The 18,861-nt window shown below is 66.4% G+C and carries 14 protein-coding genes; 7 read left to right on the top strand and 7 right to left on the bottom strand.

Features of this window, described 5'->3' with window-relative positions:
• Positions 1 to 846 (bottom strand): hypothetical protein, encoded by an 846-nt coding sequence (locus ACODRW_RS09185; RefSeq protein WP_488905596.1) that lies wholly within the window; start codon positions 844 to 846, stop codon positions 1 to 3.
• A gap of 377 nt (positions 847 to 1,223) precedes the next feature.
• On the opposite strand from ACODRW_RS09185, the gene dhbC reads away from it, so the two are divergent.
• From dhbC to ACODRW_RS09205, 4 genes are read left to right on the top strand one after another with little or no spacing between them, the layout of a single operon-like run.
• Positions 1,224 to 2,408 carry an isochorismate synthase DhbC gene (gene dhbC / locus ACODRW_RS09190; RefSeq protein ID WP_166451738.1) on the top strand — a complete coding sequence of 395 codons (1,185 nt, stop codon included), beginning with the start codon at positions 1,224 to 1,226 and terminating at the stop codon, positions 2,406 to 2,408.
• Positions 2,405 to 4,051, top strand: coding sequence for a (2,3-dihydroxybenzoyl)adenylate synthase (locus ACODRW_RS09195; RefSeq protein ID WP_235088450.1), 1,647 nt, complete (start codon positions 2,405 to 2,407; stop codon positions 4,049 to 4,051). Before dhbC ends, ACODRW_RS09195 begins: the two co-directional genes overlap by 4 nt.
• Complete coding sequence (locus tag ACODRW_RS09200) at positions 4,048 to 4,938, top strand: isochorismatase family protein (protein WP_488905597.1); 891 nt, start codon at positions 4,048 to 4,050, stop codon at positions 4,936 to 4,938. The genes ACODRW_RS09195 and ACODRW_RS09200 overlap by 4 nt, the downstream gene beginning before the upstream one ends.
• The gene (locus ACODRW_RS09205; protein WP_107798851.1) at positions 4,935 to 5,729 is read left to right on the top strand and encodes a 2,3-dihydro-2,3-dihydroxybenzoate dehydrogenase; all 795 of its coding nucleotides are present in this window, start codon (positions 4,935 to 4,937) and stop codon (positions 5,727 to 5,729) included. The genes ACODRW_RS09200 and ACODRW_RS09205 overlap by 4 nt, the downstream gene beginning before the upstream one ends.
• Before the next feature lie 237 nt (positions 5,730 to 5,966).
• On the opposite strand, the gene ACODRW_RS09210 is transcribed toward ACODRW_RS09205, so the two are convergent.
• From ACODRW_RS09210 to cysD, 3 genes are all read right to left on the bottom strand, one after another.
• A complete protein-coding gene (locus ACODRW_RS09210; RefSeq protein WP_107798850.1) occupies positions 5,967 to 6,971 on the bottom strand; it encodes a BMP family lipoprotein in 1,005 nt (334 codons plus the stop codon).
• Between the two features lie 421 nt (positions 6,972 to 7,392).
• Positions 7,393 to 8,829, bottom strand: a complete 1,437-nt coding sequence (gene cysN, locus ACODRW_RS09215; RefSeq protein WP_488905598.1) for a sulfate adenylyltransferase subunit CysN — start codon at positions 8,827 to 8,829, stop codon at positions 7,393 to 7,395.
• On the bottom strand, positions 8,829 to 9,755 hold the full coding sequence (gene cysD / locus ACODRW_RS09220; protein WP_107798848.1) for a sulfate adenylyltransferase subunit CysD: 927 nt from the start codon (positions 9,753 to 9,755) through the stop codon (positions 8,829 to 8,831). Before cysD ends, cysN begins: the two co-directional genes overlap by 1 nt.
• Before the next feature lie 208 nt (positions 9,756 to 9,963).
• Here cysD and ACODRW_RS09225 point away from each other — a divergent pair, with 208 nt between their 5' ends.
• Positions 9,964 to 12,120, top strand: coding sequence for an HDOD domain-containing protein (locus tag ACODRW_RS09225; RefSeq protein ID WP_488905599.1), 2,157 nt, complete (start codon positions 9,964 to 9,966; stop codon positions 12,118 to 12,120).
• Positions 12,121 to 12,261: 141 nt separating this feature from the next.
• On the opposite strand, the gene ACODRW_RS09230 is transcribed toward ACODRW_RS09225, so the two are convergent.
• The 3 genes from ACODRW_RS09230 to ACODRW_RS09240 form a co-directional block, all read right to left on the bottom strand.
• Positions 12,262 to 13,620, bottom strand: a complete 1,359-nt coding sequence (locus tag ACODRW_RS09230; protein ID WP_488905600.1) for an aspartate aminotransferase family protein — start codon at positions 13,618 to 13,620, stop codon at positions 12,262 to 12,264.
• Positions 13,621 to 13,770: 150 nt separating this feature from the next.
• Positions 13,771 to 13,983: a sigma factor-like helix-turn-helix DNA-binding protein gene (locus ACODRW_RS09235; protein WP_048415477.1), complete on the bottom strand. Its 213-nt coding sequence runs from the start codon at positions 13,981 to 13,983 to the stop codon at positions 13,771 to 13,773.
• Between the two features lie 189 nt (positions 13,984 to 14,172).
• Complete coding sequence (locus tag ACODRW_RS09240) at positions 14,173 to 15,411, bottom strand: TIGR03862 family flavoprotein (protein WP_107798845.1); 1,239 nt, start codon at positions 15,409 to 15,411, stop codon at positions 14,173 to 14,175.
• 241 nt (positions 15,412 to 15,652) lie between these two features.
• Here ACODRW_RS09240 and ACODRW_RS09245 point away from each other — a divergent pair, with 241 nt between their 5' ends.
• Positions 15,653 to 17,281 carry a methyl-accepting chemotaxis protein gene (locus ACODRW_RS09245; RefSeq protein WP_488905601.1) on the top strand — a complete coding sequence of 543 codons (1,629 nt, stop codon included), beginning with the start codon at positions 15,653 to 15,655 and terminating at the stop codon, positions 17,279 to 17,281.
• Between the two features lie 168 nt (positions 17,282 to 17,449).
• Complete coding sequence (gene dbpA, locus ACODRW_RS09250; protein WP_107801722.1) at positions 17,450 to 18,829, top strand: ATP-dependent RNA helicase DbpA; 1,380 nt, start codon at positions 17,450 to 17,452, stop codon at positions 18,827 to 18,829.
• Positions 18,830 to 18,861: the final 32 nt, after the last annotated feature.

An 18,861-nucleotide genomic window follows, 5' to 3' on the forward strand; every position in this document is an offset into this window, starting at 1 on the left:
TCAGTCGGCCGTGGCCAACAGCTCGGACGCCTGCCAGCGCTGGAATCGCCGCTGCGCCGCCGCCACGCTGGACGCGGTCAGCGTCAGGCCGCCGCAAGCCGGCGCCCAGTCTTCCGCGCGCTCCGGCGCGTCGTCGAAGGCCAGCAAATGCGGCGCGCCGCCGGCCGCCATGCCCGCGCCCAGCAACACCGCGCCGTCCGGATTGCCGGCGCTTTCCACCAGGCCCACCCGCCCCTCGTTCAGCAGCATCGGGAAACGATGGCTGGCCGCCACCGCCTGGCGCGCGTCGCGAGCGATCTGCAGCTTGTCCGCGTCGCCGGGCTCCAGCAATACCGGGCATGGCAGCGCCGAAGCCAGCTCCCGATGAATCTGACTCTCGATCACGGTGGGCGGCAGCAACACCGCGCTGACCAGATCGCTCAGATACGCCATCTCATTGGGCTGAATCAAGACATGCGCCAAGGGAACGCCCGCGACCAGGCATTGCAGATAAATCTTTCTTTGCTCCAACAGCGCTTGCCGTCCGCGCCCCGTCGTCGCGACGGCAAGCGGCTGGGCCAACACGCTCCAGCCCGCCTCCCGCGACAGCCAGGCGCTCAGCTGTTCAGCCTGCTCCAGCAAGGCCGGCAGCGGCAAACGCAGCAACAGCAGGCGGCGCGTCCCCGCCCCGGCTATCGCGGCCTGAGTCAGGCGGCGGCCGCGCGCCACCGTCTCCCGCGCCCTGTCGTCCGCCATCGCGTCGGCCATCAGTTCCCGCGGCGAGGGCAAGCGCAGCAAGCCCATCGGCTCCGCCGCCTGCGCACTATCGGGAACACCGTCCATGCTGTCGCTGCCTTCAAAATACATTGTCGTTCTCCATCCTGCGCCTGCCATGCAAGCGGTTCAATTGGCGGCTACGATATTTTTATTGAGAATGATTGTCAATTGCGTTTTTACCAAAATTAGTCCAATCCCTCGGCATGAGACACCGCCTCCCGCCCTTGCGCAGCATGCCAAAAAGTAGCTGAGAACGGCCTCTGGCGCGCCTTTTAGATGACGTCAACATGAGACGGCGCCGCCAAATCCGGACCTGCGCCTCCACGAAGTCCTAGAGCAAAAATGTGGAATCAATATCATCTGTACGCAATATCACCGTATTGCAATGGATAACGATTATCATTTATATTCGCCCTCGACGCTCAGACGAGCCATCCCCCACCTACCCAGTGGACTCAGGAATAGCGATGAACCAAACCTCACTCGACCCAGCCTATAGCGGCGAACACAACCTGTTGGCCGCCTACCAGGCCGATTCCGCCTTCTTCTTCGCCTCGCCATGCCACACCCTGCTGGCCGAAGGCATCCAGCAAGTGATCACCGACACCGATCCCAGCGCCGCCATCGCCGCCGCGCTGGCCGCCCAGCCGGACCCGGCTCAGGCCGTGGTCGTCGGCGCCATCCCCTTCATGCCGGAACAACAGCCGTGGTTGTTCGTGCCGCAACAAGTGCGCCGCGCCGACGCGCTGCGTCAGGAACAGCGCAGCGCCCTGCGCCAGCCCTTGCAAGCCGATTGCCAATTGACGCCGCAGCCGGCGCCGGCCGCTTACTGCCAGGGCGTCAGCGACGCGCTGGCCCGCATCGGCAGCGGCGCGCTGGACAAGGTGGTGCTGTCGCGCACCTTAGAGCTTTCCGCCAAGCAGGCCATAGACCAGCGTCAATTGCTGCTCAATCTGGCCAGCCAGAACCAGCACGGCTACACCTTCGCCGTGCAGCTGAGCGAAGACGGCGCGCCGCGCCGCGCGCTGATGGGCGCCAGCCCGGAACTGCTGCTGGCGCGCTACGGCCGGCAAGTGATCACCAATCCGCTGGCCGGCTCCGCCGCGCGCAGCCCGGACCCGGCGGAAGACCGCCGCCGCGCCGACGCGCTGCTGGAGTCCGGCAAGGACTTGTTCGAGCACAAGCTGGTGATCGACGCCGTAGTCGAGGCGCTGGCGCCGTACTGCCGCGATCTGCAAGTGCCGGCCGGCCCGTCCCTGGTCTCCACCGCCACCATGTGGCATCTGTCCACCCGCATCAGCGGCGAGCTGATCGATCCGGCGGTGGGCTCCTTCGAACTGGCGCGCGCGCTGCACCCCACCCCGGCGGTGTGCGGTTTCCCGGCGGACCCGGCGCGCAGCCTGATCCGCGAGATCGAACCCTTCGACCGCGGCTTCTTCACCGGCATGGTGGGCTGGTGCGACGGCAAGGGCGACGGCGAATGGGCGGTCACCATCCGCTGCGCCGAAATCGCCGAACGCACGCTGCGCCTGTTCGCCGGCGCCGGCATCGTCACCGGCTCGCTGCCGGAAAGCGAATTGGCCGAAACCGCGGCCAAATTCCGCACCATGCTGCGCGCAATGGGCCTGGCCGACCTGGCGGAGGCGGCATGAGCGAGCAACAACTGGACTGGACGCCGTGGCCTGAAGATTTCGCCCGCCGCTACCGCGAGGCCGGCTATTGGCAAGGCCAGACCCTGTTTTCCATGCTGGCGGCCCAGGCCGAGCAACAGCCGGAAAAGCTGGCGCTGGTGGCCGGCAAGCAGCGGCTGAACTACCGCGAGCTCAAGCTCTACGCCGAGCGCCTGGCCGCCGGTCTGTACGCCCGCGGCCTGCGTCCCGGCCAGCGTGCCGTGGTGCAGCTGCCCAATTGCGCCGAGTTCTTCATCGTCGCCTTCGCGCTGTTCCGCCTCGGCATGCTGCCGGTATTCGCTTTGCCGGCGCACCGCCGCGCCGAAGTGTCCTACTTCTGCCAGCACACCGACGCCGCGGTCTATATCTGCGCCGATCAGCACGCCGGCTTCGACTACCGCGCGCTGGCGGCCGAGCTGCTGCCGCTGGCGCCCTCGCTGCAGCAGGTGATCGTGGCTGGCGACGCCGGCGACTACACCCCGCTCAACAGCCTCTACCTGATGGACCAGCCCTTGCCGGCGGAGCCGGACCCCAGCGGCCTGGCCTTCTTCCAGCTCTCCGGCGGCAGCACCGGCGTGCCCAAGCTGATTCCGCGCACCCATGACGACTATCTGTACAGCTTCGCCGCCAGCGCCGAAATCTGCGGCCTGAGCCGCGACAGCGTCTATCTGTGCGTGCTGCCGGCCGGCCACAACTTCCCGATGAGCTCGCCCGGCAGCTTCGGCGTCTTCCACGCCGGCGGCACCGTGGTGCTGGCCTCCGGCCCCAGCGTCGACGAATCCTTCGAGCTGATCGAGACCGAGGCCGTCACCATCGCAGCCCTGGTGCCGCCGCTGGTGCCGCTGTGGCTGGACGCCGCCGCCAAGCAGCCGGGCAAGCTCGCCAGCCTGCGCCTGCTGCAAGTGGGCGGCGCCAAGTTCGGCCCCGAGCTCGCCGCCCGCGTCGAGCCCGCGCTCGGCTGCAAGCTGCAGCAGGTCTTCGGCATGGCCGAAGGCCTGGTCAACTACACCCGGCTGGACGACGGCCCGGAGCAGGTGCTGAACACACAAGGCCGGCCGATCAGCGCCGACGACGAAGTGCGCATCGTCGACGACGAGGACCAGCCGGTGGCGCCGGGCGAAGTCGGCCACCTGCTGACGCGCGGCCCCTACACCATCCGCGGCTACTGGCGCGCCGCCGACCACAATCAGCGCGCCTTCACCGCCGACGGCTTCTACCGCACCGGCGACCTGGTCAGCATGAACGCCGACGGCTATCTGACGGTGGAAGGCCGCGCCAAGGACCAGATCAACCGCGGCGGCGAGAAAATCTCCGCCGAGGAAGTGGAAAACCACCTGCTGGCCCACCCGCTGGTGCGCGACGTCGCCATCGTGGCGATGAGCGACCCCTATCTGGGCGAGCGCTCCTGCGCCTTCATCATCCCGCGCGAGCAACAGGCGATCCGCCTGCCCCAGGTGGCCGCCTTCCTGCGCGAGCGCGGCCTCGCCGCCTACAAGATTCCGGACCGGCTGGAGCTGGTCGACACCCTGCCGCAAACCAGCGTCGGCAAGGTCAGCAAGAAAACCCTGCGCCAGATGCTGGAACAGAAACTGGCCGCGCAGTCCACCCAAAGGTCACAAGCATGAGCATTCCCCGCATCGCCCCCTACGCCATCCCGTCGCAACTGCCGGACAACCGCGTCAACTGGACGGTGGCGCCGCAGCGCGCCGCGCTGCTGATCCACGACATGCAGGAATACTTCCTGGATTTCTATGACCGCGAGGCCGAGCCGGTGGCCACCGCGCTGCGCAATATCGCCGCCATCCGCGCGCGCTGCCGCGCGCTGAACATTCCGGTGTTCTACACCGCCCAGCCGGCGGAACAGGCCGACAGCGACCGCGGCCTGCTCAACGATATGTGGGGCCCCGGCCTGCCGGCGCGCCCGGAACGCCACCCCATCGTCGCCAGCCTGAGCCCGGCCGCCGACGACACCGTGCTGACCAAGTGGCGCTACAGCGCCTTCCAGCGCTCGCCCTTCCTCAACCTGCTGCGCCAGCAAGGCCGCGACCAGCTGATCATCTGCGGCATCTACGCCCACATCGGCTGCATGAGCACCGCGCTGGACGCCTTCATGTACGACATCCAGCCCTTCTTCGTCGCCGACGGCCTGGCCGACTTCTCCGCCGACCGCCACGCGATGGCGCTGGAATACGTGGCCCAGCGCTGCGGCGTGACCCTGGACAGCCAGCGTCTGCTGGGCCAGCTGGACCAGCAGGCCGCACCGGCCAGCGCCGCGCCCAGCGCGGAAGCGCTGCGCGCCGCCATCGCCGAACTGCTGCAACAGCCGGCCAGCGACATCGGCCTGGACGACAATCTGCTGGACTGGGGCCTGGACTCCATCCGCCTGATGAGCTTGCTGGAACAATGGCGCGCGCTGGGCGCGGAAATCGACTTCATCGAACTGGCGCAACAACCCACCGTCAACGCCTGGCAGGCGCTGCTGGCGCGCCAGCTGGACGGGGCCGCCGCATGAGCGCCAGCTACCCGGAATTCCACGGCCGGCTGGCCGTGGTCAGCGGCGCGGCCCAGGGCATAGGCGCGGCGCTGGCGCGCTCGCTGGCGGACCAGGGCTGCCGCGTGGCGGCGCTGGACCTGCGCGCCGACGGCCTGCAGCAGCTGGCGCTCCACGCGCCGGCCCACGCCGACGGCCGCATCATCCCGCTGCCGCTGGACATCCGCGACGGCGCGGCGGTGGAACAGGCGGTGGCCCGCATCGAGGACGAGATCGGCGCCATCGACATGCTGGCCAATGTCGCCGGCGTGCTGCGCCTGGGCACGGTGGAACAGCTCAGCGACGAGGACTGGCTGCAAAGTTTCGCGGTCAACACTCACGGCGTGTTCTTCCTCAGCCGCGCGGTGGCGCGGCGCATGCAGGCGCGCCGCCGGGGCGGCATCGTCACCGTGGGCTCCAACGCCGCCGAAGTGCCGCGCACCCAGATGGCGGCCTACGCCGCGTCCAAAGCCGCCACCACCCAGTTCAGCAAATGCCTGGGCCTGGAGCTGGCCGAGTTCGGCGTGCGTTGCAACATCGTGTCGCCCGGCTCCACCGACACCGCGATGCAGCGCCAGTTGTGGAGCGACGACGCCATCCCGCCGGCCATCCTGCAAGGCTCGCTGGAGCAGTACCGCACCGGCATCCCGCTGCAACGCATCGCCGCGCCGCAGGATGTGGCCAATGCCGCGCTGTTCCTGCTGTCGGATCAGGCGCGCCACATTACGCTGCACAATCTGTACGTGGACGGCGGCGCGACGCTGGGGATCTGAGAACCTGTTTACGATCTGCTGCGCGTCGGCGATACGGCGTTGAAACCGGATTCGAAATGCTCATGTACCGTATGTACACTCCGCTTTCTCAGCCGTTTTCGCCTTGTCTCACCTTAGCTCGCGAGATCGTAAACAGGTTCTGAACACCGATTCACGATCCGCAAAGAAAAACGGGCAAGACCATTGGTCTTGCCCGTTGTCACGTCGCCGCGCCAAGCGCTGCGCGGCTCCGGCGGATCAGTTCACCGGGCAGCGGTTGGCGGCGCGGTAATCCACCACCTTGATCTTGCCGCTGACGATGTCCTTGCGCGCCTGCAGAATCTTCTTCTCCATCTCAGGCGTGATCAGCGAACGGTTGTGCGGGTCCAGCGCCCAGTCCACGCCGTTTTCCTTCAGGCCCATCAGCTTGACGTCCGGCTTCCACGCGCCGTTCTTGGCGTCGCGCATGGTTTCGTACACCGCGTTGTCCACGCGCTTGACCATGGAGGTCAGCACCACGCCCGGCTGCAGATAGTTCTGATTGCTGTCCACGCCGATGTAGAACTTCTTGGCGCCCTTGGCCGCCTGGATCACGCCCATATTGGACAGCGCCGCCGCGGCGAACACCACGTCCACGCCGCGATCGAACTGGCTCTTGGCCAGCTCCCCGCCGCGCGCCGGGTCGTTGAAGGCGGCGTGGGTGGTGCCTATCATGTTCTGCATCACCACCGCCTTGGGATTGGCGTACTTGGCGCCCTGGGCGTAGCCGCAGCCGAAGGCGCGGATCAGCGGCACGTCCATGCCGCCCAGATAGCCCACCTTGCCGCTCTTGGACTTGAGCGCGGCGGCCATGCCCACCAGGAAGGAGCCTTCCTGCTCCTTGAAGGCGATGCTCTGCACATTCGGGCCCTTGGCCACCGAATCCACCAGGGTGAACTTCACCTTGGGGAATTCCTTGGCCACGGTCTCGATGGACTGGGTGTAGGCGAAGCCCACCGCCACCACCAGGTCGGCGCCCTTGCGCGCCATATTGCGCAGCATCTGCTCTTTCTGAGCGTCGTTGCTGACCTGGCCTTCGCGGTAGTTGATGTGGAATTCTTTCTTGAAACGTTCGGCGCCGTTGAATGCCGCTTCATTGAAGCTCTTGTCGAACTTGCCCGCCTGATCGTAGATCACGGCGACAGTGAAATCCTTGGCTGCAACCGGGCCTGCCAGCAAGATGGCAGCGGTTGCGCCTGCGATGTGTTTCAGCGCAAACGTCATGTTTTATCTTTTCTATGTGGATTACAGGCGATGCGACAGCGCCGCGGGCGGCGTTGCCGGCGCTTCAAGCGAAAGACGGAGGGGGAAACCGAGTGGACCGCGGCTGCCGGAGCAGACGGGACGAAACAGAACCACGCCGCTGCGAACCGCAGCGGATACAACGCGCCAATTGAAGCTGCCGGATTGTAGGCAGCCCGCCGCCGGCTGTAAACCGGCGTGGCCGAATCCTGCAACAACAGGTCGAAAAACGGACAGCCCGCCGTATGAGAGGCGGCACGGTGAGTGCGGCTTCGAAATGCTCATATACCAAACGTACATTCCGCTTTCTCAGCCGCGACACCTTGTCCCGCTCCGGCTCGCTAGACTTTGAACAGGCTCTGAACACTAGGGCGACGGGCCGTCGGCAACGCTCAACATACGCTCAGCGCGGAAACAGCTGGCCGATGTCCTTGGCCTCCCAGTGCGGGAAGTATTTGCGCACCAGCGCGTTCAACTCCAGCTCGAAGGCGCGCAAGCGCTGCAATTCGTCTTGCGGCGCGGCCGCCTGCTCCGTCCTGGCCGCCGTGATCATGCCGGCGCCGGCAGTGGCGTTGCTCAGCCGGTCGATCACGATGAAGCTGCCGGTGCCGCGGCAGGCGGCGTAGGCGTCTATCACCGCCGGCGCGTTCAGGCTGATCCGGCACAGCGCGATCTCGTTCAGGTGCAGCGCATCGGCCGGCTTCTGCTCCAGCGTGTTGACGTCCACCTGGTGCAGGATGGCCTCCACCCGGCCGGTGACGAATTTGCCGGCCAGCTTGAAGCCGTATTCCTTGCCGGCGCGCAAGGGCGCGTCCTGCATCCACACCAGATGCGCGTCCAGGCTGGACGCCACCGCCGGCGGCGGCTGGTCGGCGCGCACCAGCATATCGCCGCGCGACACGTCGATCTCGTCCTCCAGCGTCAATGTGATCGCCTCGCCGGCGCCGGCCGCGGCCAGTTCGCCCTCGTACGCCACCACGGCCTTGACCCTGCTGCGACGGCCGGACGGCAGCGCCAGCACCTCGTCGCCGGGGCGGACCTCGCCGGCGGCGATGGTGCCGCAAAAGCCGCGGAAGTCCAGATTGGGCCGGTTCACGTACTGCACCGGCAGGCGGAAGCCTTCCAGCGCCGCGTCGCTGCGCACTTCCACCGTTTCCAGCAGTTGCATCAGCGTCGGCCCCTGATACCAGGGCGCGCCCTCGCCGCGGCTGACCACATTGTCGCCGCGCAGCGCGGAGATCGGCACAAAGCGGATGTCCGGAATCGCCAGGCCCTCGGCGAAGGCCAGATACTCGTCGCGAATGCGCTCGAACACCGCCGGGTCGTAATCCACCAGGTCCATCTTGTTCACCGCCACGATCACGTGGCGGATGCCCAGCAGGCTGACGATGTAGCTGTGGCGGCGGGTCTGGGTCTGCACCCCGCGCCGCGCGTCGATCAGAATGATGGCCAGATTGCTGGTGGACGCGCCGGTGGCCATATTGCGGGTGTACTGCTCATGGCCCGGGCAATCGGCGATGATGAACTTGCGCTTGTCGGTGCTGAAATAGCGGTAGGCGACGTCGATGGTGATGCCCTGCTCGCGCTCCGCCTGCAAACCGTCCACCAGCAAGGCCAGGTCTATCTCCTGATCGGTGGTGTTGTATTTCTTGGAGTCGCGCTCTATCGCCGCCAGCTGATCCTCGAAGATCAGCTTGGAATCGTGCAGCAGCCGGCCGATCAAGGTGGACTTGCCGTCGTCCACGTTGCCACAGGTGATGAAGCGCAGCAGATCCTTGTTTTCGTGCTGGCGCAGGTATTCCAGGATGTCGCCGGCGATCAGATCGGATTGGTGGGTCATCAGAAATATCCTTCCATCTTTTTCTTTTCCATCGAACCGGCGCTGTCGTGGTCTATCACCCGGCCCTGACGCTCGGAAGTGCGGGTCAGCAGCATCTCCTGAATGATGTCCGGCAGCGTGGCCGCCTGCGATTCCACCGCGCCGGTCAGCGGATAACAGCCCAGGGTGCGGAAGCGGACGCGGCGGGTTTCAATGCTCGCCTTCTCCGCCGGGCTCAGATAATCCAGGATCCGCTCGTCGTCTATCATGATCAGCGTGCCGTCGCGCGCTATCACCGGCCGTTCGGCGGCGAAGTACAGCGGCACAATCTCGATGTTTTCCAGGAAGATGTATTGCCAGATGTCTAGCTCGGTCCAGTTGGACAGCGGGAACACCCGTATGCTCTCGCCCTTGTCTATCTTGCTGTTGTAGATGTTCCAGAGCTCGGGCCGCTGGTTCTTCGGGTCCCAGCGGTGGTTGCGGTCGCGGAAGGAATACACCCGCTCCTTGGCGCGGCTTTTTTCCTCGTCGCGGCGAGCGCCGCCGAAAGCGGCGTCGAAACCGTATTTGTTCAAAGCCTGCTTCAGGCCCTCGGTCTTCATCACGTCGGTGTGCTTGGCGCTGCCGGCGGTGAACGGATTGATGCCGGCGTCCACGCCCTCCTGGTTGACGTGGACGATCAGATCCCAGCCGTACTCGCGCGCCTGCTTGTCGCGCAGCGCGATCATTTCCTTGAACTTCCAGGTGGTGTCCACGTGCATCAAGGGAAACGGCGGCTTGCCCGGCGCAAACGCTTTCTTGGCCAGATGCAGCATCACCGCCGAATCCTTGCCTATCGAATACAGCATCACCGGGTTTTCGAATTCCGCGGCCACTTCGCGAATAATGTGGATAGACTCCGCTTCCAACTGCTTGAGGTGAGTCAGCCTCTGTTGACCGATGTTCATGCTTCCTGCCCATCCTGTAGATGCGCTCAAATCTACCGAAAGCCCATCGGCGCATCAAAACCGATGGGTTATATCAATATGCTCTTAGCAAATCAACAATTAGTCCAAAGGGCAATAAGAACGCCAGGACGGACGCTGCGGAATCTTCGGCCCACGCGGCAATAACTGTCTACATTAGTACAAATACGCAAGCCGCACGGAGACAGCGATGAGCCCCGCCGCAGAGCCGGAATACCAAATCGTCGCCACGCTGCACTGCCCGGACGGCCTGTCGGTGCTGCTGGCCAGCCGCGACGGCGCGGCGCTGGCGCTGGTGGAGTCCGCGTCCGAGCTGCCGGACGCGCCACCGCGCCCGGCCTTCCGCCATCCCTTGCTGCAAGCCTGGCAGGGCCAGGCCCGCCTGGACGGCAAACCCTACGCCGTCTACCGGCAGGACACGCTGCAGCCCTTGCGTCTGAAGGCGCTGGCCGCGCTGCCGCTGGCCGAGCGCATCGGCCTGGCCTGCGACATCCTGGAGCCGCTGATCCACCTGCACGCCAGCGGCAAATGCCTGGGGCGGCTCTATCCCGAAACCGTGCTCGCCGACATCCACCAGCGCGTCGCGCTGCTGGGCGAACACGCCTGCCAGGCCTTGAGCCCGGAACGGCTGCGCCAAGAGCTGTCTCAGGCCGAACAACTGCTGCGCTGGCTGATCAGCGCCGGCGCGCCGGAACGGGACTGCGATCCGGAGCTGGAGCAATGGCTGGACGCGCTGCGCGACCCGGCTGCCGACGCCGGCGCCTGTCGCCGCGCGCTGGCCGGGCTGCAGGACTGGCTGGCCCGCCATCAACGCTTCAACCGCCAGGAAGGCGGCCGCGCCGCGCTGGACCACTTGCTGCAACGCATGCGCCACGCGCCGGACTTTCCGGCGCTGTCCCAGGCCATCGCCGCGATCAACAAGAGCAACAACGCCGACAGCGAGCGCCTGCAAGCGCTGTCCAGCGCCATCCTCAAAGACGTGTCGCTGACCAATAAGCTGCTGAAAGTGGTGAATTCCGCCAATTTCAGTCAGTACGGCGGCGCGGTCAGCACCATCTCGCGCGCCATCGTGATCCTGGGCTTCGACACCATACGCAATCTGGCGCTCAGCCTGCTGCTGTTCGAACACCTGCACAACCGCGCCCACGCCGACGAGATCCGCGACGTGGCGATCAAGACCTTGTTCACCGGCCTGCTGGCCCGCTCGCTGGCGCCGGCCTGCGGTGTGCGCGAGGCGGAAGAAGCCTTGATTTGCGGCATGCTGCAAAACCTGGGCGAACTGCTGTGCGTCAACTACTTCCGCGACGAGTACCGGCAAATCCAGACGCTGATCGCCGCCGGCGCCGGCGTCGACCAGGCCGCGCACCAGACGCTGGGCGCCCATTACGCCGACCTGGGCGCCGCCACCGCCGCCTTGTGGCGTTTTCCGGAACGGATTCTGACCGGCATGGAACCGATGCCGGCCGGCGCGGTGCGCCAGCCGCAAACCGGCGAGATGCGGATGAAGGCGCTAAGCTCGCTGTGCCGCGAACTGGTCTGCCAACTGACCCAGAGCGGCATCGACCAGGCCGACGCCAGCCGCAAACTGCTGCAACGCTACAGCCGGGCGCTGGCGCTGGAGTGGGCGCCGCTGGAACGGGAACTGGCGCAGGCGCAAACCCAGCTCACCGCCTATCTGGCGGAACTGGGTCCGGAAGCCGGCCAAGGGCCGCGCTCGCAGGCCTTGCGCCAGGCCAGGCTGGACAAGAGCGCGCCGCCGCCCAGCCCCGCCGCGCCGCCGCCGCCCGCGCCGGACCCCACCCGGCTGCAGGCCACCGCCGGCTCCGCCGGCCGGATCGCCGTGCTGTCCGCCGGCGTGCAGGACATCACCAACACCCTGCTGGGCGATTACAAGCTCAATGACCTGCTGCGCATCATTCTGGAAACCATGTATCGCGGACTGGGCTTCGACCACGCGCTGATCTGCGCGCGCAGCGGGGCCGATCTGCCGCTGCAGGCGCGCTTCGGTTTCGGCGAAAAAGTGGAGTTGCTGCTGCCGGCGCTGCGCGCCGACATCGACAGCGGCGACAGCCTGTTCCGCAAGGCGCTGGAACGCAACGCCGACATGCTGATAGACGACATCGACGCGCCGGCCATCGCCCAGCACATCCCAGCCTGGTTCCGCCAGATGGGCGTCGCCCATACCTTTGTGCTGCTGCCGCTGTCCTTGGACAAACGCAAGCTGGGCATACTCTACGGCGACCGCCGCCAAGCCGGCTCGCTGGCCATCGCGCCGGAGCAGCTCAGCCTGCTGAAGACGCTGCGCAATCAGGCCTTGCTCGCCATCCGCCAGCAGCCCGCGCGCTAAGAAGCGGTGTACGATCTGCTGCGCGTCGTGAGACGTGGCACGGTGAGTACCGCTTCGAAATGCTCACGCCCCCCTTATACATTCCGCTTTCTCAGCTGCAACGCTTTGTTCCGCTCTGGCTCGCGAGGGGTTGACCCGGCGCTAAACCACCTCGCCGGCGAAACCGTCCAAGGCCTCCAGCAGGCGATCGATGTCGGCGAACTCCGCGTCCGGACACAGCAGCAACATATTGTGGAAGGGCGTGATCAGGAAACCGCGGTTGAGCAGGTAAAGATGGATCACCCGCTCCAGCTCCTCGTCCAGCATCGCCCCCGCCTCGCTGCCGTTGCGCGGCGGACGCGGGGAAAACTGGAACTCGCAGCGCGCGCCGACGCGGCTCACGCACCACGGCAGCCGCCAGCGTTCTATCCAGTCCTGCAAGCCGTCCGCCAGATGCTGGGCCAGCGCGAACATCCGCTGATAGGCGGCGTCGCTCATCACCTCGGCCAGGTTGGCGCGCATCGCCGCCGCGGCCAGCATATTGCCGCTCAAGGTGGTGCCGATGCCGGAATGACCGGGCGCGGCCGCGCGCTTGGCGCGCTGCGCCCGCTCCGCCAATTCCGCGCTGAACCCATAGACCGCGCACGGCAGGCCGCCGCCCAGCGGCTTGCCCAACACCAGCGCGTCCGGCTTCAGGCCGTAGGCCGCGCCGTAGCCGCCCGGCCCGCTGCTGATGGTGTGGGTTTCGTCCAAGAGCAGATAGCTGCCGTAGCGGCGGATCAAATCCTGGGCCTCGCTCCAGTAACCGGGATCCGGCAACACCATGCCGATATTGGTCATCACCGGCTCGGCCAGCACGCAGGCCGCCCGCTCGTCGCTGAGGGCCCGCTCCAGCGCTTCCAGATCGTTGAACTCCACCACCCTGGTATGCGCGGCCGGATCGTGGACCTGACCCAGCAGGCTGGCGCGCCGCCTGGGCCGGCCGTCGACCAGATCGACGAAGGCATCGTCCACCGTGCCGTGGTAACAGCCGTTGAACACGACGACCTGGTCCCGGCCGCTGGCGGCGCGCAGCCAGCGCAGCGCGAAGCGGTTGGCGTCGCTGGCGCTGAGGGCGAACTGCCAGTGCGACAGGCCGAAGCGCCGCACCAGTTCCTCCGCCACCCAGACCGCGTCCGGCGACGGCAGCATGGCGGTCAGGCCGCGCGCCGCCTGTTCGGCGATGGCGCGCGCCACCGGCTCCGGCGAATGGCCGAACATCGCCCCGGTGTCGCCCAGGCAGAAATCCAGGTATTCATGGCCGTCCACGTCGCGCAGCCGCGCGCCCCGGGCCTCTTCCACGTAGAGATTGAAGGGAGTGGACCAGTCCGCCATCCAGTGCAAGGGCGCGCCGAACAGCAAATGCTCGCCGCCGGCGGCGGACAGCTGCCGCGAACGCGGGCGCCGCTCGGAAAACATCGCCAGTTCCTGCCGGTGCAAGGCCTGGGCCTTGTCGAAATCGATGCCGTGACGCAAAGCCATGAAGCTCTCCTTGAAGGGGAAGACTGCGCGTCAGTATATCCAGATGCCGTCGACGGCGGCAGCGGCGCCGGCCCTCCCCGGCACAAGGAACAGCCTGAATGCGACGAAGCCCGGCCGAGGCCGGGTTTCGTCAGCGCCGCGATGGCGGCTTTACAAGGGCAGATGGCCTGCCAGAGCGTTGATTTTTTGCAGCGCGCGGCGGAAGCGGCTGTGAGCGCGGGACACGGTGGACTCGCTGATGTCCATTTGCTGGGCGGCGAAGTAGCCGGTCATGCCCTCCACCTCCATCAGCCACACCGCTTCGCGCGAGCGTTTTTTCAGGCCGATCAGATCGGCCACCTGGTTGAAATCGTCAAGCTTCATCGCGCTGTTCTCCTCAGGCGTTCGCCTTCGCATCATGACAGTCCATGCAGTGGGCGGCTTTCTCGACAATGACGTGGCCGCGCGTTTCGCGCGACATTACCAGTATAGGGGCTTGCAAAAAAAATGCAGGCAGCGCTCCGTGTAAATACGCAGTCGCCGCCTATTGCGCTGGCGTGGACGCAACAGGCCTCAAGCCTGCCGCATCCAGCGCAGCACGCCGCCGGCGGCGGCGCGCCCGGTGGAGAAGCAGGCGGTCAGCAGATAACCGCCGGTGGGCGCTTCCCAATCTAGCATCTCCCCTGCGCAGAACACGCCGGGCATCGCCTGCAACATCAGATTGTCGTCCAACGCGCCGAAGGTCACGCCGCCGGCGGTGCTGATCGCCTCGTCCAGCGGCCGCGGCGCCAGCAAGCGCAACGGCAAGGCCTTGATGCCCTCGGCCAGCTTGGCGGGGTCGTTGAACACGTCCTTGTCCAGGCATTCGCGCAGCAAGCCCATGCGCACGCCCTTCAGACCCAAACGGCTTTGCAAATGGCTGGACATCGAACGCGAACCCCGCGGCCGCGCCACTTCGCCCAGAATGCGCTGCAAGCTCCAGTCCGGCATCAGGTCCAGATAACACAAGGCCGCGCCGCTGCGCGCGATTTCGTCGCGGATGGCGCCGGAGCAGGCGTAAATCAGATTGCCCTCCACGCCGCCGGCGGTGATGACGAACTCGCCGCGGCGGCTGAACGGATGACCGACGGCCGGATGGAACTGCAAGGTCACCGATTTCAACGGCGCGCCGGCGAACTTGTCGGCGAAATACTCGCTCCAGCCGGCGTCGAAGCCGCAGTTGGACGGCTGCAGCTTGGACACCTCCACGCCGCGCTCGCGCAGCATCGCCGCCCAGCTGCCGTCCGAACCCAGCTTGCGCCAGCTGCCGCCGCCCATGGCCAGCACCACGGCGTCGGCCTCGGCCAGGCGCTCGCCGTCCGGCGACGACAGCCGCAGGCGGCCGCGCTCGTCCCAGCCCAGGAAACGATGGCGCACGTGGAAGCTCACCCCCGCCTCGCGCAAGCGCGTCAGCCAGGAGCGCAGCAGCGGCGCCGCCTTCATTTCCTTGGGAAACACCTTGCCGGAACTGCCGATGAAGGTTTCTATGCCCAGGCCGTGCACCCAGGCGCGCACATGCTCGCCGTTGAACACGTCCAGCATGGGCCGCAACTCGGCGCTGTGAGCGCCGTAGCGCTGCACAAAGCTGGCGTGGGGCTCGGAATGGGTGATGTTCATGCCGCCCACGCCGGCCAGCAGGAATTTGCGGCCGACCGACGGCATCGCGTCGTAGACATCGACCCGCACGCCCGCCGCCGCCAGTTGCTCGGCGGCGGCCAGGCCGGCCGGCCCGCCGCCGATGATGGCTACGCGGCGTCCGCTTGTGTCACCCATATACTGCGCTCCTTGAAATCCATGGTGAAGAATGCGCCCAAACTGCGGCGAGGGCGGGATTTTCACAGAAAACCGCCGCAAACCCAAGCCTAATCGTTTTAACTATAAGTTTGATTTAAACCAACATTCCTACGTCATCAAATCACTACCATCGCGCTGCGACCCATTTCAATAAACCTATAGCGGCAATCGCGCGATTCTACAAACACACCGGGAGAACGGACCCTCCGTCCGCACACGCATGCGCAAATTTTCCGATTGGCCGATCTGGCTGAAACTGACCATGGCGGTATGGTGCTGCCTGGTCCTGGCCTGGAGCGGGCTGATTGCCTGGGAAACCAGCGTCAGCCGGGACATCGCCGTGGAACAGGCGCAAGACCTGGCCCACAGCATGAATGAAATGACCATGGCCGGGCTCACCGGCATGATGATTACCGGCACCGTGGGCCAACGCGACGTTTTTCTGGACCAGATCAAGGAACTGTCCGCGGTGCGCGATCTGAGGGTGATCCGCGCCCCGGCCGTCAGCAAGCAGTTCGGTCCCGGCAACGCCGGCGACAAGAATCTGAACGGCGACGCGGTGGAGCAACAGGCGCTGCGGGACGGCAAGGCTCATATCCGGATTGAATCCACGCCGGCGCTGGGCGAACATCTGCGCGTGGTCTATCCGGCGCTGGCCTCGCGCAACTATCTGGGCAAAAACTGCATGATGTGCCACCAGGTGGCGGACAAGACGCCGCTGGGCGTGGTCAGCATGCGCGTCTCCTTGGAAAAGCCTTACGCCTCGGTCAGCCGTTTCCGCGATCAGAGCATTCTGTTCGCCATCCTGGCTTCCCTGCCCCTGATGGCGGTGGTCTTCCTGTTGGCGCGCCGCCTCGTCACCCGCCCGCTGCAGGCGATGTCGGCCGGGCTCGCCGAACTGGCCCAGGGCGAAGGCGACCTGACGCGACGGCTGCCGGTGCGCAGCCGCGACGAAATCGGCGACACCGCCTTGCGCTTCAACCAGATGCTGGCCGCCATCGCCGAGCTGGTGCGCCACGTCGGCGCCTCCGCCGGCGCGGTGTCGCAGTCCTCGCGCCAACTGGCCGACGGCGCCGCCCACCTGGCGGAAAGCTCGCACAGGCAAAACCGCCAGTCCCAGTCCGCCGCCGGCGCGGTGGAGCAACTGGCCAGCCATATCGGCGAAATCGCCGGCAAGGCCGAAGACGTCAGCGCCGAAGCCGACCAGAGCCTGCAACGCTCCGAAGACGGCCGCGCCAGCCTGAGCCAGCTGCAACGCGAAGTCAGCCAGGTGGAGCAGGCGGTGCGGCTGATGGCGCAGGCGGAAACCGAGCTGGCCAGTTCCACCTCCAGCATCACCAATATGACCAAGGAAGTGCGCGAGATCGCCGAACAGACCAATCTGCTGGCGCTGAACGCGGCGATCGAGGCCGCGCGCGCCGGCGAACAGGGCCGCGGCTTCGCGGTGGTGGCCGACGAGGTGCGCAAGCTGGCGGAGAAATCGGCCCGCTCCGCCAGCGAGATCGACGCCGTGACCGGCGCGCTCAACCAGAAAACCGACGCGGTGCGCACCGCGGTCAACGCCGGCCTCAGCTCGCTGGCCGCCAGCCGCCAGTCCGCCGACAGCGTGTCCAGCGTGCTGGACGCCGCCAATCAATCGGTGGCCGAGGTGCGCCAGGGCCTGCGCCAGATCGTCGCCGTCACCGAGCAGCAGCGCGCCGCCAGCCAATCCGTGACCGGCAGCATAGACGCCATCGCCGAAATGGCGCAGACCAACGATCAGGAGATCGGCCAAACCGTGAACGCCGCCGAACAACTGGAACAATTGGCCCAGCGGCTGACGGAATCGGTGTCGCGCTTCACCGTGTGAATCCAACTCCATGGAGCCGCCAGTCAATTTCTGGCCCCGTTCGCGCGGGGCCTTCGCCTTCTTGCGGGCCGGAGCCGAAATAAATCCGCCGGCGGCGGATATCCGATTTGGCCGTTGGCCGCCGGCCTGTTACACTCGCAGCCCGATACCGTAATACGCCAAGTCATTGTGAAAAAAGCCGCTTTCTCCACCCTGCCCCTGTCCGCCGCCCTCTTATCCAATCTGGACAGCCTGGGCTACCACAGCATGACCGCCATCCAAGCGGCCAGCCTGCCGGCCATTCTGGACGGCCAGGACCTGATCGCCCAGGCCAAGACCGGCAGCGGCAAGACAGCGGCTTTCGGACTCGGCATCCTGGCGCGCTTGAACCCGCGCTGGTTCGGCGTGCAAGCGCTGGTACTCTGCCCCACCCGTGAGCTGGCCGACCAGGTAGCGCAGGAAATCCGCCGGCTGGCGCGCAGCATAGACAATGTCAAAGTGGTTACCCTGACCGGCGGCAGCCCGATGGGCCCGCAAATCGGTTCGCTGGAACACGGCGCCCACATCGTGGTGGGGACCCCCGGCCGGCTGCAGGATCACCTGTTCCGCGGCTCGCTGAATCTGTCCGGCGTCGGCACCCTGGTGCTGGACGAGGCGGACCGCATGGTGGACATGGGCTTCATCGAGGAAATCGTCGGCATCGTGCGCGCCTGCCCGCGCCAGCGCCAGACCCTGATGTTCTCCGCCACCTATCCGGAAAACATCCGCAAGATCAGCGCCCAGTTCATGCGCCGGCCGCAGGAAATCCAGGTGGAATCGCTGCACAGCGGCGAACGCATCGAACAATGGTTCTACAAGATCAAGCCGGAACAGCGGCTGGAAACCGTCACCACCATACTGCGGCACCTGCGCCCGACGTCCGCGCTGGCCTTCTGCAACACCAAAGAACGCTGCAAGGAACTGGTGCGAGACCTGCAGGCGCGCGGCTTCAGCGCGCTGGCGCTGTACGGCGACCTGGAGCAGCGCGAACGCGACCAGATCCTGCTGCGCTTCGCCAACAAGAGCGCCACCGTGCTGGTGGCCACCGATGTCGCCGCGCGCGGCCTGGACATCAAGGAACTGGACCTGGTGATCAACGTCGACGTCACCCATGATCCGGAAATCCACATCCACCGCATCGGCCGCACCGGCCGCGGCGAGGCGATGGGCCTGGCGCTGACCCTGACCGCCGACAACGACGACAAGCGGCTGGCGCTGATCGAAAGCTATCAGCAGGCGCCGCTGACCTGGGCCAAGCTGGAACAACTGACCCCGGCCCCCGGCGGCCCGCTGCTGCCGCCGATGGTCACGCTGGAAATCGCCGGCGGCAAGCGCGAAAAACTGCGCCCCGGCGACATCCTCGGCGCGCTGACCGGCGACGCCGGCTTTAGCGGCGCCCAGATCGGCAAGATCAGCATCTTCGAATTCGCCAGCTTCGTCGCGCTGGACCGCGCCATCGCCGAGCAGGCGCTGGAGCGCTTGTCCGCCGGCAAGATCAAGGGCAAGCAGTTCAAGATGCGCCTGATTTGAACGACGACGCGCCCCCGGCCCGACAAGCACTG

The sequence above is a fragment of the Chromobacterium sp. FG89 genome (assembly GCF_057808735.1).